15 protein-coding genes and 1 pseudogene are annotated in these 16317 nt (G+C 60.0%); 7 read left to right on the forward strand and 9 right to left on the reverse strand.

Annotation, left to right across the window (positions count from 1 at the left end; translation table 11 throughout):
* Positions 1-98: 98 nt before the first annotated feature.
* Positions 99-185: pseudogene (locus GIW69_RS09750) on the forward strand (SDR family oxidoreductase); the annotation flags it as partial.
* A gap of 89 nt (positions 186-274) precedes the next feature.
* Here GIW69_RS09750 and gbcB read toward each other — a convergent pair.
* Positions 275-1375 (reverse strand): glycine betaine monooxygenase reductase subunit, encoded by a 1101-nt coding sequence (gene gbcB / locus GIW69_RS09755; RefSeq protein WP_236482191.1) that lies wholly within the window; start codon positions 1373-1375, stop codon positions 275-277.
* 283 nt (positions 1376-1658) lie between these two features.
* Here gbcB and gbca point away from each other — a divergent pair, with 283 nt between their 5' ends.
* Entirely contained in the window at positions 1659-2954 is a 1296-nt protein-coding gene (gbca, locus tag GIW69_RS09760) for a glycine betaine monooxygenase oxygenase subunit (RefSeq protein WP_236482093.1), read from the forward strand.
* 700 nt (positions 2955-3654) lie between these two features.
* Here gbca and GIW69_RS09765 read toward each other — a convergent pair.
* The 7 genes from GIW69_RS09765 to GIW69_RS09795 form a co-directional block, all read right to left on the reverse strand.
* Positions 3655-4221 (reverse strand): GNAT family N-acetyltransferase, encoded by a 567-nt coding sequence (locus GIW69_RS09765; RefSeq protein ID WP_236482095.1) that lies wholly within the window; start codon positions 4219-4221, stop codon positions 3655-3657.
* A 62-nt stretch (positions 4222-4283) separates the two neighbouring features.
* On the reverse strand, positions 4284-5054 hold the full coding sequence (etfB, locus tag GIW69_RS09770) for an electron transfer flavoprotein subunit beta (RefSeq protein ID WP_236482096.1): 771 nt from the start codon (positions 5052-5054) through the stop codon (positions 4284-4286).
* Positions 5055-5064: 10 nt separating this feature from the next.
* Positions 5065-6285 (reverse strand): electron transfer flavoprotein subunit alpha, encoded by a 1221-nt coding sequence (gene etfA, locus GIW69_RS09775; RefSeq protein ID WP_236482098.1) that lies wholly within the window; start codon positions 6283-6285, stop codon positions 5065-5067.
* Positions 6285-8237 carry a dimethylglycine demethylation protein DgcB gene (dgcB, locus tag GIW69_RS09780; RefSeq protein ID WP_236482100.1) on the reverse strand — a complete coding sequence of 651 codons (1953 nt, stop codon included), beginning with the start codon at positions 8235-8237 and terminating at the stop codon, positions 6285-6287. Before dgcB ends, etfA begins: the two co-directional genes overlap by 1 nt.
* 164 nt (positions 8238-8401) lie before the next feature.
* Positions 8402-10462 (reverse strand): dimethylglycine demethylation protein DgcA, encoded by a 2061-nt coding sequence (gene dgcA, locus GIW69_RS09785; RefSeq protein WP_236482102.1) that lies wholly within the window; start codon positions 10460-10462, stop codon positions 8402-8404.
* 15 nt (positions 10463-10477) lie between these two features.
* Positions 10478-11008: a DUF5943 domain-containing protein gene (locus GIW69_RS09790; RefSeq protein WP_034116150.1), complete on the reverse strand. Its 531-nt coding sequence runs from the start codon at positions 11006-11008 to the stop codon at positions 10478-10480.
* 77 nt (positions 11009-11085) lie between these two features.
* Positions 11086-12063, reverse strand: coding sequence for a dipeptidase (locus tag GIW69_RS09795; RefSeq protein WP_236482104.1), 978 nt, complete (start codon positions 12061-12063; stop codon positions 11086-11088).
* A gap of 234 nt (positions 12064-12297) precedes the next feature.
* Between GIW69_RS09795 and GIW69_RS09800 the strand changes: the two genes are divergently transcribed.
* The 4 genes from GIW69_RS09800 (at position 12298) to GIW69_RS09815 (ending at position 13933) form a co-directional block, all read left to right on the forward strand.
* Entirely contained in the window at positions 12298-12702 is a 405-nt protein-coding gene (locus GIW69_RS09800) for a lysozyme inhibitor LprI family protein (protein ID WP_236482193.1), read from the forward strand.
* A 214-nt stretch (positions 12703-12916) separates the two neighbouring features.
* Entirely contained in the window at positions 12917-13171 is a 255-nt protein-coding gene (locus GIW69_RS09805; protein ID WP_236482106.1) for a type II toxin-antitoxin system RelE family toxin, read from the forward strand.
* Positions 13155-13478, forward strand: a complete 324-nt coding sequence (locus tag GIW69_RS09810; RefSeq protein ID WP_236482107.1) for a helix-turn-helix domain-containing protein — start codon at positions 13155-13157, stop codon at positions 13476-13478. Before GIW69_RS09805 ends, GIW69_RS09810 begins: the two co-directional genes overlap by 17 nt.
* Positions 13479-13516: 38 nt before the next feature.
* On the forward strand, positions 13517-13933 hold the full coding sequence (locus tag GIW69_RS09815) for a DUF3010 family protein (RefSeq protein WP_236482109.1): 417 nt from the start codon (positions 13517-13519) through the stop codon (positions 13931-13933).
* 223 nt (positions 13934-14156) lie between these two features.
* On the opposite strand, the gene GIW69_RS09820 is transcribed toward GIW69_RS09815, so the two are convergent.
* Complete coding sequence (locus GIW69_RS09820) at positions 14157-15101, reverse strand: GlxA family transcriptional regulator (RefSeq protein ID WP_236482111.1); 945 nt, start codon at positions 15099-15101, stop codon at positions 14157-14159.
* A gap of 190 nt (positions 15102-15291) precedes the next feature.
* Between GIW69_RS09820 and choX the strand changes: the two genes are divergently transcribed.
* Positions 15292-16236 (forward strand): choline ABC transporter substrate-binding protein, encoded by a 945-nt coding sequence (gene choX / locus GIW69_RS09825; RefSeq protein WP_236482113.1) that lies wholly within the window; start codon positions 15292-15294, stop codon positions 16234-16236.
* Positions 16237-16317: the final 81 nt, after the last annotated feature.

A 16317-nucleotide genomic window follows, 5' to 3' on the forward strand; every position in this document is an offset into this window, starting at 1 on the left:
GGAATGCATCCCGGGACGCTCTGCGTTCCAGCCTCACCGCGTGGTCCACAGTTGTGGCGAGCCCTCCGCTCACATAACAACAAGCACGGAGCCTGCGCATGTCGTTCAAAGACAAAACCCTGCTCATCACTGGCACCCGCCGTGGCATCGGCCGTGAGATTGCGCTGCGGGCCGCCCGCGATGGAAGGTTCGAACAAGACAGCAATGCGCCACTGATGACCGACCTGTTCGTAGACTGAACACCGCCCCTGCGACAGCTCCTACATGAAGCAGGTTAAAAGTCGATGCGCACATCCCCCTTCGGCACACTGCAGCACGACAAGATAAACCCGTCGGCCTCATCTTCCTCGGTAATCCCGCCGTTGTGCTCCATCTCCACTTCGCCGCCAAGCTTGAGCACTTTGCACGTTCCGCAAATGCCCATGCCACAGGCTTTCGGAATCAACAGCCCCACCTTCGCCGCCGCCGCATGCACAGTTTCCCCCGGCGCGACGCGAATGCTCTTGCCCGATGACGTGAATTCCACCTGATGCAGATCCGCCGCATCGACTTCCGGTGCATCCGCCGCCTGTTCGGCTTGTTCCACCGCATCGGCGCGGGCCTCGGGTGGCGTGGCGCCGAAGGACTCTTCGTGGTAACGCTTCATGTCGTAGCCAGCGACTTCCAGCAGGCGCTTGACCGCGTTCATGTAAGGCGTCGGGCCGCAGCAGAAGACTTCGCGCTCAAGAAAGTCCGGCACCATCAGTTCGAGCATTTTGTGGTTGAGGTAGCCGCGATAACCGGCCCATGGCTCGCCCAGACCATGCTTTTCACAAATCAGGTGCAAGCTGAAGTTGTCGATCCGCGAGGCCATGTGTTCCAGCTCGCGGTGGTAAATGATGTCTTTCGGCGAGCGGGCGCTGTGGATAAACGTCATGTCGACGTTGGCGTTGGTGTCGTAAAACCAGCGCGCCATCGACATGCACGGAGTAATCCCCACGCCGCCGCTGAGGTAGAGCACTTTCGGGCTCGGGAAGTCGATGCCGTTGAACAGCCCGACCGGGCCGTGTACCGCCAATTCCTGACCTTCATGCAGCGTGTCGTGCAGCCAGTTGGAAACCTTGCCGCCCGGTACGCGCTTGATCGTCACCGAAAAGCTGTACGGCACCGAAGGTGAACTGGAAATGGTGTAAGAGCGCATGATCGGCTGGCCTTCGATTTCCAGCTCCAGGGTCACGAACTGCCCCGGTTTGAAGAAGTACAGAATCGGCTGATCCGCCATAAAGCAGAAGGTGCGCACGTCCCAGGTTTCCTGGATGACCTTGACGCATCGGACGATGTGTCGACCATTGGCCCAGGTCTGGGTGGTTACCGGGTTCAGGAAGCTGTTGGACATGCTCATCTCCACGGCCGACTGCCGGCCTTCATGGTGGCGATTCTGCGTATAGCGCAGGACGACCATTTACCTATCCGCGACATTGACATGCTTATGGCGACCAGCCCCCAACTACCGGGGGTTGCGCGTCGGGAACAGATTGCATCATGTCGCCCATGGATAAGGTTCCGGACAACGCCAGGCCCACACTCCGCCTCAGACAAAGACGATTTCTTTGCGCCTTGCGATGTAACCGTATCAGCCACTTTCGCCGGCCACGTAGAGGGCCTTGAGGATTAAATCGATGGACGTCACCGCAAAACTGAGCCTGGGCGATCCGCTGGAACCCGCACGCAAGGCCACCGCACAAATGCTGCAAGAACGCGAGCGCACCTTTTCGTTGCCGCAACCGTTCTACAGCGATGAGCGGTTGTTCGATATCGACATGCAGGAAATCTTCCAGAAAGAGTGGTTGATCGCTGGCATGACCAGCGAAATCCCGAACAAAGGCAACTACGTGACGCTGCAGATCGGCAAGAACCCGATCATCGTCATCCGTGGTGCCGAAGGCGTGGTGCATGCGTTTCACAACGTCTGCCGCCACCGTGGCTCGCGTCTGTGCACCAGCGACAAGGGCAAGGTCGCCAAACTGGTCTGCCATTACCACCAGTGGACCTACGAACTGGACGGCCGCCTGCTGTTCGCCGGCACCGAAATGGGTGCCGACTTCGACATGAAGCAGTACGGCCTCAAACCGGTGAACGTGAAAACCGCGGGTGGCTACATCTTCATCAGCCTGTCGGAGAATCCGCCGGCCATCGATGACTTCCTGTCGACGCTCAACCATTACATGGAACCGTACGACATGGAGAACACCAAGGTGGCAATCACCACCACCTTGATGGAAAAGGCCAACTGGAAACTGGTGCTGGAAAACAACCGCGAGTGCTACCACTGCAATGCTTCACACCCGGAACTGCTGAAAACCTTGCTGGAATGGGACGACGTCACCGACCCGCGCGCCGACCAGGCGTTCAAGGATCACGTTGCTGCCTCCGCCGCTGCCTGGGAAGCCGAGAAGATCCCTTACGCCCACGCCAGTTTCGGCTTGCGCAATCGCATCGTGCGCATGCCGCTGCTCAAGGGCACCGTGTCGATGACACTCGACGGCAAACAGGGCTGCGCCAAGCTGATGGGCCGCATCAAGAACCCGGATCTGGGTTCAATGCGCATCCTGCACCTGCCACATTCGTGGAACCACTGCATGGGCGACCACATCATCGTGTTCACCGTGTGGCCGATCAGTGCACAGGAAACCATGGTTACCACCAAGTGGATCGTGCACAAGGACGCGGTTGAAGGCGTGGATTACGACGTTGATCGCATGCGCCAGGTGTGGGACGCGACCAACGACCAGGATCGTCGATTGGCCGAGGAGAATCAGCGTGGGATCAACTCCACGGCGTATCAGCCTGGGCCGTATTCGAAGACCTATGAGTTTGGGGTGGTGAACTTCATTGACTGGTACAGCGAGCGGATGTTGAACAACCTTGGGGCAGAGCCTGCGCCATATTTGAAAGGCGTTCCGGTTCAAGGGTAAATCGACGTCCAAAGATCGCAGCCTCGGCAGCTCCTGCAAGGAGTCTCTCCGGGCCTGCGATCTTTTAATAACTGTACGAAATATGACCTATTCCCCTCCGCGCTATACCTCTCGCGCGCTCCAGCCTTCCGCGAACAAGTTATCCACAGAGCCACCCACAGCAAATGGGGACAACTGTGCATGACTCGTCAATTATTTAGCTGATTCGTGAAGAAAAACCGTGACTTATCCAGAAGCAGGGTTTTCGCTGCCGCCTGAGTGTTTTTTGATCAACCCTTTGTAAGCCGCGTTTAATAAGGCCTGTAGAGGACAACGAACACCTTATCCACAGAAGGGCCAACAGAGTTCGGGGGTAACTTTGCGGCCTCTGTGGAAAAGCGCTTCAAGGCCTTGAACAGCGCTGCATTGACGGATAAAAAACGGGGGAAAAACGTGTTTTGATCAATAAACGATCAGAGCGCTACAAGCCACGTTCTACATAGCTTTCAGCGGATAGCGAACATCTTATCCACAGAAGCGCCAACAGAGATTGGGGGCAACTCGGCGCATTGTTCAGGCAAAAAAGCTCGAAAAAACCATGACTTAGGTTGATCGTTTTTTGATCGCCAAGCGGCAGGGCGCGATTTGCTTGACGTTCAGCGATAGGCGAACACGTTATCCACAGATCCGCCAACAGGGATTGTGGGTAACCGGCACTGAATCAAGGCCGGTGCATCAGATAAGCGGCGCCCGTCACCCGAATCATCGGATGCGGCGTGACCTGACAGGTTTTGACGATGCCGAAGCCGTGACGCTCATAGAAGCGCCGCGCGCCGGTATTGGCGGCATAGTCGATCAGGCTCAGGCCGTTGAGTTGCAGGCTGTCGGCGCGGCGCTGTGCGTGCTGGAGAAATTGCACACCGAGGCCGCGATTGCGCCAGCCTTCGTGCAGCGCGAGGCTGGAGATATAGAGCGTGTCCGGCACTTCCATGTCGGCGTAAGGTGCCAGTACCGGGTCGGTGCTGGGTTCGGCGTCCGGGTCATTGCGCATCACGTAGCTGTGCATCATGCCGACGACCTGGCCTTCGGCTTCGGCGATCAGGCAGTTCTGCCAGGAGAAATCCACATCGTCGCGGGCGTAACGACGGGCGCCGACGTCCAGTAACGGCTCGCCGGGCTCGGCAATCTTGCTCCAGATGTAGTCAGAGGCGCCTTCGGAGGAGATCTGGAACAGGCGAGCGATGTCGCGGGCGTCGGTGCGTTGGGCTGAACGAAATTCAACTGACATTATTTTTCCTTGTTGGAGCGAGCCTGCTCGCACCTACCTTATTGGATGTGATCTGTTATAGGTTAGCGGACGACGCCTTCTTCGATAAGCAACTTGAGAATCGCCTCGGCCCCCGCCTGCGCCGTCACGCCTTTAAGCACTTGTCCACCGCCGCCACTGGCTTTGGCCGTCGCCGCTTTCATCCGGTCCGCGCCGCTCTTGGCCTTGATGACCTTCAGGCGTTTCGGCCGAGGTTTGGCCGGTTGCAGCGTGGCAACGGCGAGCAATTCGTCATCGACCACTTCGATATCTTCCGCCTCCAGCATTCCGCGTCGCGCCGGGCCGAAAGCGCTTTGCCGAGGTTTCGGCGCGGCGTTATCCACAGTCGCCAGAAACGGCAGGCGTACCTTCAAGCGCCGCCGTTGTCCACGGGGTAAAGCTTGCAGCACCAGCGCCGAACCGTCGTTGATCGACTCGACCTGCGCCAACCCGACCACCAGTGGCCAGCCCAGCCCTTCGGCGAGCAGGAACGGCAGCATCCCCGAGCCTTCGCCGGTTTCCGCCTGGCTGCCGGTCAGCACCACCTGGGCGCCGGCCTCGCGCAGATAATTCGTGAGCGCCGGCAGCGCATCGGCGCCAGCGGGTTGTTCAAGCACGTGCAACTGTTCCAGGCCCATACCCAGATAAGCCCGCAATGCCGGTTCGGCGATGTCGCCAGCGTGCAGCACTTGCAGGTTATCCCCAGCCAGTTGCAAACCGAGTTCTACGGCACGAGCATCTTGCTCGGCGCGTCGCGGCCGGCCGGAGGTCGGGTGGGCGCCGATTGAAACCAGACTGATGATTTTTGTGTTCATGACCTTTCCCTTAAGCCGCATCGCGCTTGGCGTCGTTGCGGTAAGCCGCCACCGCCGCGATCAAGGCTTGAAGAATCTCCGCGCTCTCGCCAATCACCGAGAGGTCGGCGCGTTTGATCATGTCGCAGCCCGGGTCGAGGTTGATCGCCACGACTTTGTCGCAGGCACCGATGCCTTGCAGGTGCTGAATCGCCCCGGAAATCCCCACCGCCACATACACCCGAGCCGTGACCCAGGTGCCGGACGCGCCGACCTGACGATCCCGCGCCATGTGTCCGTCGTCCACCGCTACCCTTGAGGCGCCTTCGGTGGCGCCTAACGCAGCGGCAGTCTGATGGAACAAATCCCAATCCTTGACGCCGTTGCCGCCGGAGAAAATAAACTCCGCTTCGGCCATCGGAATCGCCGCCGGATCCACCGCCACCGCGCCCAGATCTTCAATCCGCGACAGGCTGCGTGCCACGCTTGTGGATAACTCCACCGGCAACGCTTCGTGACGGGTTTCGCTGACCGGCTCGGCGCATTCGGCAGAGGCCAGAATCAAGCGCCCGACCGGCCGCGCCAGATCCTGTAACCCGGCGCCGGCACGACCGATGCATTGCTCATCCTTGACCTGCCAGACCCGCGTGGCCGGACGTTCGCCCAGTGCAGCGGCAAAGCGCCGACCAAGTTCGCCGCCACCGGTGCGGCTGTCTGGCAGCAGCCAATGACGCGGACTGTACTGGTTATCCACAGCCCGCAAGCCCTGCACCCGCTGTTCCGGTGCATAACCGCTGAACGCGTCGCCTTCGAGCACCAGCAGGCGATCAACCCCAGCGGTGGCGAAGGCATTTTCTTTGTGTTCGCCGAAGACCACCGCCAGCACCGCACCATCCTTACCGGCGAGTTGATGCGCCAGCCCGAGCAAGTCGCGGTCATGGCTGCTCAAGCGGCCGCCAACCATGTCCGGCACCACGTTGATGTAAAACGTTGGTTCAGGCACTTGATGCAACGGCAACTGCACTTCAACCGCCGCCGAGCGTTTGACCGCCCCGCCCTGTTGAGCGCCGCTGCGGTCGATGCGCTTGATGCCGTTGGGGCCAATGAAACCCATGCCGTGCAGGTTCTTGCGGATGACGCCGTTCGGCCCCATCCAGCTGTGTTGCGCCGGTTGCATCGCCGCGTGCAGCGGGTGCAAGCGGTTACGGGCGATCCATTCGGCGCGCGGGTCGCGGCGGATAATGTCGCTCATCAGTGCACCTCCGCAGGTTCTTCACGTTTGGCCGGGGCGTTGGGTTTGCTCGGCGCTTCGTCTTCCAGCAGCGCGTCGGCCACCAACTCGGCGATGTCTTTGATGAGGGGACGCGGTTCGACCACGCCTTCGAGCATCGCCGTACACTGTGGACAACCCACGGCCACCAGTTCGGCGCCGGTCTCGCGGATGTCTTCCATGCGCATGTCGGGAATCCGTTGCTTGCCCGGAATGTCGGTGATCGGCGCACCGCCACCGCCGCCGCAGCAGCGCGATCGGAAACCGGAACGCTGCATCTCTTTGACCTCGATGCCCAGCGCGCGCAGCACTTCACGCGGCGCCTCGTACTCGCCGTTGTAGCGACCGAGGTAGCACGGGTCGTGATAGGTCACGCTGTTGCCTTTGTGCTGGCCAAGATTCAGTGCGCCAGCCTGGATGATTTCCGCCATGTAAGTGCTGTGGTGCTGCACCAGGTAATGGCCGTCGAACGCGCCGTACTCGTTTTTCAGCACATGAAAGCTGTGCGGGTCGCAGGTGACGATGCGGTTGAAGCGGTATTTGGCCAGGGTCTGGATGTTGCGTTTGGCGAGCAACTGGAACGTCGCTTCATCACCCAGACGCCGGGCCACATCGCCACTGTCGCGCTCTTCGAGACCGAGGACGGCGAAGTCGATGTTCGCCGCTTTCAGCACTTTGACGAACGCGCGCAGGGTGCGCTGGTTGCGCATGTCGAAGGCACCGTCGCCGACCCAGAACAGCACGTCGGTGGATTTCTTTTCACTGAGCAGATTGAGGTTCAGATCCGCTGCCCAGTTCATCCGTCCGCCCGGGGCAAAACCGCCGGGGTTGTCGGTGGCAATGAGGTTTTCCAGGACTTCGGCGCCCTTGTTCGGGGTCGCGCCTTTTTCCAGCGTCAGGTGCCGGCGCATGTCGACGATGGCATCGACGTGCTCGATCATCATCGGGCATTCCTCGACGCAAGCGCGGCAGGTGGTGCACGACCACAGGGTTTCGGCATCGACCAGACCGTTGACGATCGGTTGGTGCGGGTTGCCGCCATGTTCGCCCACAGGCTTGCCGGGATAAGGGCTGCCGGCGAACTTGGCATCAGTGCCCCCGGCGAGACCAACGACCATGTCCTGAATCAGCTTTTTCGGATTCAGCGGCTGGCCGGCGGCAAAGGCCGGGCACGCCGCTTCGCACTTGCCGCACTGCACGCAGGCGTCAAAACCAAGCAACTGGTTCCAGGTGAAATCCTTGGGTTTTTCCACACCCAGCGGCGCGGACGGGTCGTTGAGATCCAGCGGCTTCAAACCGGTGGAACGGCCGCCACCAAAGCGTTCGGCGCGACGGTGCCAGGCCAGGTGCAAAGCGCCCGCAAAAGCGTGCTTCATCGGCCCGCCCCAGGTCATGCCGAAGAACAATTCCGACACACCCCACAACACACCGACGCCGAGAATCGCCGCGACCACCCAACCACCGAAGTTTTCCGGAAGAATACCGGCCACCGGCAGCGTCACAAGGAAGAAAGACGCCGAGAACGCCAGCAGGCTTTTCGGCAGGCGCATCCACGGGCCTTTCGACAGCCGCGACGGCGGATTGCGCCGGCGCAGGTACATGAAGATCGCACCGACAAACATCACCGCCGACATCAACAGCAGCGCATAGCCGAGGATGCGGTTATGCAGGCCGAAACCGTGCACCAGAATCGCCAGCACAATCGAGGCCACCGCCCCGCCCGCCGTCGCGACGTGGGAGTTGGCGATGTATTTGTCGCGGCCCACCACATGGTGCAAGTCGACCATGTAGCGCTTGGGCATGGCGAACAAGCCGCCGATCAGATCGACCTTCGAGGCCCGACCCCGACGCCACATGGCCACCCGCCGCAACGCACCCAACACCGCGAGGCCCAGGGCAACGAACAACAGGATTGGAAGAAGGGTGTTCAACATAGGTGTTGCTCCCAAAGACCGCAGGGTCTTGCAGGTCGAGTTGCCTTACTCGGTCACTGTGGGAGCGAGCTTGCTCGCGAAGGCGGACTGACATTCAACATCGATGTCGACTGATCCACCGCTTTCGCGAGCAAGCTCGCTCCCACAGGGTTGTGTGCAAGCCTTTAGAAGTCTTTACACAGTCTGAGTGCGTCATAGATCGCGGCGTGCGTATTACGCTGCGCCACGCAGTCGCCGATGCGGAATAGCAAATAGCCGTCGCCCGCCTCGCTCAACGATGGCTGCGGCTTGATCGCGAACAGGGCTTCGACGTCGATCTGGCCCTTGTTGCGCGAACCTTCCTTCAGCGCGTAGTAGATTTCTTCGTCCGGACGCACGCCGTTTTCCACCACCACTTGATCGACCACCCGCTCCTCTTTGGCACCGGTGTATTCGTTTTCCAGCACCGCCACCAGTTTGTCGCCTTCGCGGTAAACCTTCTCCAGCATCATGTCGCCGGTCATGATCACTTCTTTCGGGTACATGCTGCGGTAGTAGGTCGGGAACGACGTACCGCCAATGGCCACGCCCGGTTTGATGTCGTCGGTGACGATCTCGACCTGGCTGCCTTTGTCGGCGAGAAAGTCGGCGACCGACATCCCGGTGAACTCGCAAATGGTGTCGTAGACCAGCACGTTCTTGCCCGGCGCCACCTTGCCGTCGAGCACGTCCCAACTGCTGACGACCAAGCCTTCATCGGCGCCCCAGTGTTCGTTCTGCTCCAGATACGGATGACCGCCAACCGCGAGCACGACCACGTCCGGGCGCAAGTCCATGATGGTGTCGGCGTCCGCCGCGGTGCCCAGGCGCAAATCGACTTTCAGCCGCGCCAGTTCCAGCTGGAACCAGCGTGTGATGCCGGCGATCTGGTCACGTTGCGGCGCTTTCGACGCGGTGGTGATCTGCCCGCCGATGAATTCCTTCTTTTCGAACAGGGTCACGTCGTGCCCACGTTCAGCCGCCACCCGTGCCGCTTCCATCCCGGCAGGGCCGGCACCGACGACCACCACCTTGCGTTTCGGCCCGGTGGATTTCTCGATAATGTGCGGCACGCCCATGTATTCACGGGAAGTCGCGGCGTTCTGGATGCACAACACGTCGAGGCCTTGATACTGGCGGTCGATGCAATAGTTGGCGCCGACGCACTGCTTGATCTGGTCGATCTGACCCATCTTGATCTTGGCGATCAGGTGCGGGTCGGCGATGTGCGCGCGGGTCATGCCGACCATGTCAACGTAACCACCCTCAAGGATGCGCGTGGCCTGGTTCGGATCCTTGATGTTCTGCGCATGCAGCACCGGCACCTTGACCACTTCCTTGATCCCGGCGGCCAAATGCAGGAACGGTTCCGGCGGGTAGCTCATGTTCGGTATCACGTTGGCCAGGGTGTTGTGGGTGTCACACCCCGAGCCGACCACGCCGATGAAATCGAGCATGCCGGTGTCGTCGTAATACTTGGCGATCTGCTTCATGTCTTCGTGGGACAGACCGTCCGGGTGGAACTCGTCACCGCACAGGCGCATGCCGACGCAGAAGTCATCACCGACCTCGGCGCGCACGGCTTTGAGCACTTCGAGGCCGAACTTCATCCGGCCTTCGAACGTGCCACCCCATTCATCGGTGCGCTTGTTGACGCGCGGGCTCCAGAACTGATCGATCATGTGCTGGTGCACGGCCGACAGTTCCACACCGTCGAGACCACCGGCCTTGGCGCGGCGTGCCGCTTGCGCGTAGTTGCCGATCACCCGCCAGATTTCTTCCGGCTCGATGGTCTTGCAGGTCGCGCGGTGCACCGGTTCGCGGATGCCCGACGGGGACATCAGGGTCGGCCAGTTGAAACCGTCCCAACGGGAGCGACGGCCCATGTGAGTAATCTGGATCATGATCTTGGCGCCATGCTTGTGCATGGCGTCGGCGAGATTCTGGAAGTGCGGAATGATGCGGTCGGTGGACAGGTTCACCGAACTCCACCATTCCTGCGGGCTGTCGATCGCCACCACGGACGAGCCGCCGCAGATCGCCAGGCCGATCCCGCCCTTGGCTTTCTCTTCGTAATACTTGACGTACCGGTCGGTGGTCATGCCACCGTCAGTCGCATAGACCTCGGCGTGCGCGGTGCTGAGCACACGGTTGCGGATGGTCAGTTTGCCGATCTGAATCGGCTGGAACATTGCTTCGAAAGCCATGGCGGGTTCCTCGACTTACAACGGCTTGACGGTGAACAGGCCGTCGTCGTGGCCCTCTTCGGAGCCACCGTAGACTTGCTCGGCCACGGTGCGAATCTGGCTGCCGCGCGCTTGCAGAATCTGATCCATGGCCCCGGCAAACCAGCCGGTGAACATGTAGTCGACCTTGCGCCCGACCTTGCCGTAGACGTAGACGAATGCCGAGTGTTCGAGCTTGACGCTGGCGGTGCCTTTGTCGAGGTCGATGTCCTGGATCTTGAACAACCCCCAGCCGCGCTGCGACAGGCGTTTCATGTAGTGCTCGAACACCGCGACGCCTTCCAGGCCGTGGCATTCAGCTTCTTTCTCGCACCAGTGCCAGGCGGATTTGTAGCCGGCCTTGTAGAGGATTTCGGCGTAGGCGTCGGCGCCCAGCACTTCCTCGATGCCCATGTGGTTGTTGACGAAGAAATGGCGCGGCACGTACAGCATCGGCAGGGCGTCGGAGGTCCAGACACCGGTCTCGCTGTCGACTTCAATTGGCAATTGCGGGGCGATCTTGGCCATGGAAACTTAACTCCAGAAAATTCGGTTTGTTGCCCCGGCGCGGACGGCCGGGGGAAAGGATTCAGAGGTGCGGTGGCTTATTCGCCCCAGACGTCCTTGAGGACGTTGACCCAGTTTTCGCCCATGATCTTGCGCACCACGCGCTCGGAGTGGCCGCGTTTGAGCAGGGTTTCGGTCAGGTTCGGGAACTCGCCGACGGTGCGGATGCCCAGCGGGTTGATGATCTTGCCGAAGCTGGTCAGACGGCGGGCGTAGCCCTTGTCGTGGGTCAGGTATTCGAAGAAGTCCTGACCGTGACCCTGGGTGAAGTCGGTGCCGATGCCGATGGCGTCTTCGCCGACGATGTTCATGGTGTATTCGATGGCTTCAGCGTAATCGTCGATGGTCGAATCGATGCCCTTGGCGAGGAACGGCGCGAACATGGTCACGCCGACAAAACCGCCGTGGTCGGCGATGAATTTCAGCTCTTCATCGGACTTGTTACGCGGGTGCTCCTTGAGCCCCGACGGCAGGCAGTGGGAATAGCAGACCGATTTTTTCGATTCGAGGATGACCTCTTCGGAAGTTTTGGAACCGACGTGGGACAGGTCGCACATGACGCCGACGCGGTTCATCTCGGCAACGATCTCGCGTCCGAAACCCGACAGGCCGCCGTCACGTTCGTAGCAACCGGTACCGACCAGATTCTGGGTGTTGTAGCACATCTGCACGATGCCGACGCCGAGCTGCTTGAATACCTCGACATAGCCGATCTGGTCTTCAAACGCGTGGGCATTCTGGAAGCCGAAGAGGATGCCGGTCTTGCCCAGTTCCTTGGCCTTGCGAATGTCGGCGGTGGTGCGCACCGGCATCACCAGGTCACCGTTGTCGCGGATCAGTTTCTGGCTGGCGGCGATGTTGTTCACGGTCGCCTGAAAGCCTTCCCACACCGACACGGTGCAATTGGCCGCCGTCAGACCGCCCTTGCGCATGTCTTCGAACAGCTCGCGGTTCCATTTGGCAATGATCAGACCGTCGATAACGATGCTGTCGGCGTGTAATTCGGCTGGGCTCATCAGGCGTCCCCTTATTGGCGATTCATGCGCCGAATCGTCTGCCGGCGCTTTGGGGCCAGCATATGCCTCGGTGCAGGGGCGACCGGGTGCAAAAACGACAGGGGAATTGCCGAAAGCGTCAATCCGCGACAAAGGGTCATCAGCCGACGCGACCAGCCACCTGTTCAAGCCCGCATTCATGAGCCAGAATTCGCCGCATCAATGCAACTTCACCAGTTTAGAGCGGCGACATCAATGAAATCGATCCTCCTGGCTTTGGCACTGATTGCAACCGGCGTCCACGCCGCCGACGAATCCGACGAGAACAACCCCTGCGACGCCGTCGAAAACGACATCCAGACCCTGGAATGCTCGGCCTACAGCCGCACCACCGCTGAAGACCTGCTCAAAGACAACTACGCAAGCCTCAACGAGCGCATGCAAACCGCCTACGGCAAAAGCTCCACGCAACTGGCCGACATCACCGCCAAAATCAAAACCGCGCAACAACAGTGGCTGAAAACCCGCGACGCCGACTGCGCCGTCGAAGCCTTCCCCGCCACGTCCGGCAGCAAGGCCTTTACCATTGCGCAAAATGACTGCGTGGCGCGAATGAGTGATGAGCGGTCGGAGTTTTTGGAATCGATTGGGCAGGAGTGATCCTGTATGTACCGGTGAAAAGCGGAACCGCTTGCAGATTTCATTGGCGCAATTCCCTTTTCCTACAACGGATTCCAATTTCAGCTACGCGTGGGGGTTAGAAGCCTTGGTTCCTGGGCTTTTCCACGTAACACGCCGACAAATTTTGTCGTTTGTCCGGCGGGATTTTATAAGTAAAGATTCGCCAATCTTATAAAAGACTTATATCCTGCCCATGAACAGCATCCACTGGACTCGCAAGGCCGTTAAGCAACTTCTCAAATTGCATACCGTTCACCAAAGCCAGGTTCGTGATGCCGTAACGGCGCTGACTGGCATGCCTGATTCGCGCAGCGTCAAGGCACTGATCGGGCATGACTGTGCCTATCGACTGCGGGTCGGTAACTATCGGGTCATGTTCGATTGGGACGGAGCGATTAAAGTGGTCAGTATTCAAGAGGTCAAAAAACGCGATGAACGCACCTACTGACATTCAAATCATCAACGACGCCGAAGGCAAACCCGCCTTTGTGGTCATACCTTATGCGCAGTATGTCGCGCAAAAAGTCGAGCCCGACCTGATCCCTCACGATGTGGTCAGCCGAATGGTTGACGGGGCAACGCCGATCCGCGCATGGCGCGAACACCTCAACCTGACTCAGGAAGAGGTCGCCCGACGCATGGGTGTTTCGCAACCGGCGTTCGCGCAGCAGGAAACCGCCACCAAGCCGCGCAAGGCCACTCGTGAAAAGATTGCAGCCGCGTTTGGCATTACCGCGGATCAGCTTGAGCTTTGAGCTCAAAGCTTTTAGCTGCCCCCCATCAAAGGAATTCCATGAACATTTGCGGCATTGAAATCAAAGGCAGCGAAGCGATCATCGCCGTGGCCGCTCTCGACGGTTCGACCCTGAGCCACGTCCCTCTCGCCACCAAAAAAATCCCTCTGGACGATGACGACGAGGCGGCCAACGTCAAACGTTTCGCCGCGCAGGTGGCGTCGTTTGTGCGGGAGAACTCTATTGACCGCATTGCCATCAAGAAGCGCAGCAAGAAGGGCGAGTTTGCCGGTGGCCCGACCACGTTCAAGATCGAAGGGGTGTTTCAGTTGCTGGATGGCTGCGAGGTGACGCTGCTGTCGCCGCAGACAATCAATGCCCAGGCGAAGAAGCACAACTTCGAGCTGCCGGGGACGCTGAACAAGTATCAGCACGAGGCTTATAAAGCAGCGTGTTCGGCGCTGTTGAAGAAATAACCGATCTCTCAGACTACGCAGATCAAGTGTGGGAGCGAGCCTGCTCGCGAATGCTGTCAGGCGACATCAATATTGAGGGTGAATGTGACTGCCCCATCGCTGGCAAGCCAGACTCCCACAGGGATTTGCGTTCAGTCTCAGGAATCCAGTTCACCAAAACACCTGTGGGAGCTGGCTTTCCAGCGATGACGGCGGATCAGGCGATATTCATCGGTTCGGTTGCTCAGGCCTGGGCGGTGCGTCGGTCTTCCCGGGGGCAGCGGGCGAATTTCGCGCGATAGCTGCGGGTGAAGTACGACGGCGATTCAAAGCCGCAGGCAATGCTCACTTCCAGCACGCTCATGTCGGTCTGGCGCAGCAGTTGCCTGGCCTTTTCAAGCCTCAGCCGCAGATAGAAATTGCTCGGTGTGTCGTTCAGGTGCAGACGAAACAGCCGTTCCAGTTGCCGGCGGGTGACGCTGATCGAATCCGCCAGTTGCAGGGTGGTCAGCGGCGGTTCGCTGTGCTGTTCCATTTCGCCAATCACATGAACCAGCTTCTTGTTGCTGATGCCGTAACGGGTGGCGACTTCCATGCGTTGGTGGTCTTTGCACGGACGAATGCGCCCCAATACGAATTGTTCGCTGACCTGAATCGCCAGTTGCGGGCCGTGGGCCTGGGCGATCAGATCGAGCATCAAATCGATCGATGCGGTGCCGCCCGCCGAGGTGATGCGCCGGCGATCGATTTCGAACAGCTCCTGCGTGACAGTGAGCTGTGGATAAGACTCCTTGAACGCGTCAATGGCCTCCCAGTGCAACGTCACCCGATGGCCATCGAGCAGGCCCGCTTCAGCGAGCACGACGCTGCCAGTGTCTATGCCGCCGAGGGTCACGCCGTCGTTGTCCAGCCGACGCAACCAATGCTCCAGCGCCGGGGTGGCGAACTTCAGCGGCTCGAACCCGGCGACGATCAACAGCGTCGCTCCTTTCTTCAGCGGCTCCAGCGCCGCGTCGGCGTTGACCGACATGCCGTTGCTCGCCAGCACCGCCCCGCCGTCAGCGCTCAGCACGTGCCAGCGATACAGTTCGCCGCGAAAACGGTTGGCCACGCGCAGCGGTTCAATGGCCGAAATGAAGCCGATGGCAGAGAAACCCGGCATTAGTAAAAAGTAGAAATCCTGGGACATGGCGCACTCGTTCAGCGGGTAGCGTGGATCGTTGATACGCCGTTTATCGGTGGCATTCAAGAGGAGCAGGTCGCTGCAGTGCAAGAGTCGGTCGCCGCAGTGCGCTTTCATCAAGGCGTTGCTGCGTAACGTTGCATCACCGGCGCGCAGATGCCGGAATCCACAATAACGATTCTGCCGAGGAACCGACATGAAACGACTGATCAGCAGCTGTGTGCTTGCACTCAGCGGCACCGCTTTGCTCAGCGCCAGCGTGATGGCCGCCGAACCCGCGTCGTGCCAGAACGTGCGCATGGGTGTGGTGAACTGGACCGACGTCATCGCCACCAGCGCGATGACCCAGGTGCTGCTCGATGGCCTCGGCTACAACACCAAACAAACCAGCGCCTCCCAGCAAATCATCTTCGCCGGGATCCGCGACCAGCGTCTGGATCTGTTCCTCGGTTACTGGAACCCGTTGATGACCCAGACGATCACCCCGTTCGTCGACGCCAATCAGGTCAAAGTCCTCGAAGCCCCGAGCCTCAAGGACGCCCGCGCCACCCTCGCCGTGCCGACGTACCTCTACGATAAAGGCCTGAAAACCTTCGCCGACATCGCCAAATTCCAGAAAGAACTGGGCGGCAAGATCTACGGCATCGAACCGGGCTCGGGCGCCAACACTCAGATCAAGGCGATGATCAGCAAGAACCAGTTCGGCCTCGGCAAGTTCCAGTTGGTCGAGTCCAGCGAGGCCGGCATGCTCGCCGCCGTGGATCGCGCCGTACGCCGCAAGGAAGCCGTGGTGTTCTTCGGCTGGGCGCCGCACCCGATGAACGTCAACGTGCAGATGAGCTACCTCACCGGCAGCGAAGACGCGCTCGGCCCGAACGAAGGCATGGCCACCGTATGGACGGTCACCGCGCCGAAATACGCTGAACAGTGCCCGAATATCGGTCGCCTGCTGACCAACCTGACCTTCACCGCCGAGGACGAGAGCCGCATGATGCAACCGCTGCTCGACCACAAAGACGCCTTTGAGTCCGCCAAGCAATGGCTCAAGGATCACCCGCAGGACAAAGCGCGCTGGCTCGAAGGCGTGACCACCTTCGACGGCAAACCGGCGGCTGAAAACCTGCAACTGACCACTAAATAACCGACGACCGAATCACTGATTCGCAGCCCGACCCGGGCTGCGAACGGGATCACTACGCCTGCAATTCAGCCTGTAAGGAAA

It is taken from the genome of Pseudomonas syringae, assembly GCF_021605415.1.
GTDB classification, from domain to species: Bacteria; Pseudomonadota; Gammaproteobacteria; order Pseudomonadales; family Pseudomonadaceae; genus Aquipseudomonas; species Aquipseudomonas syringae_S.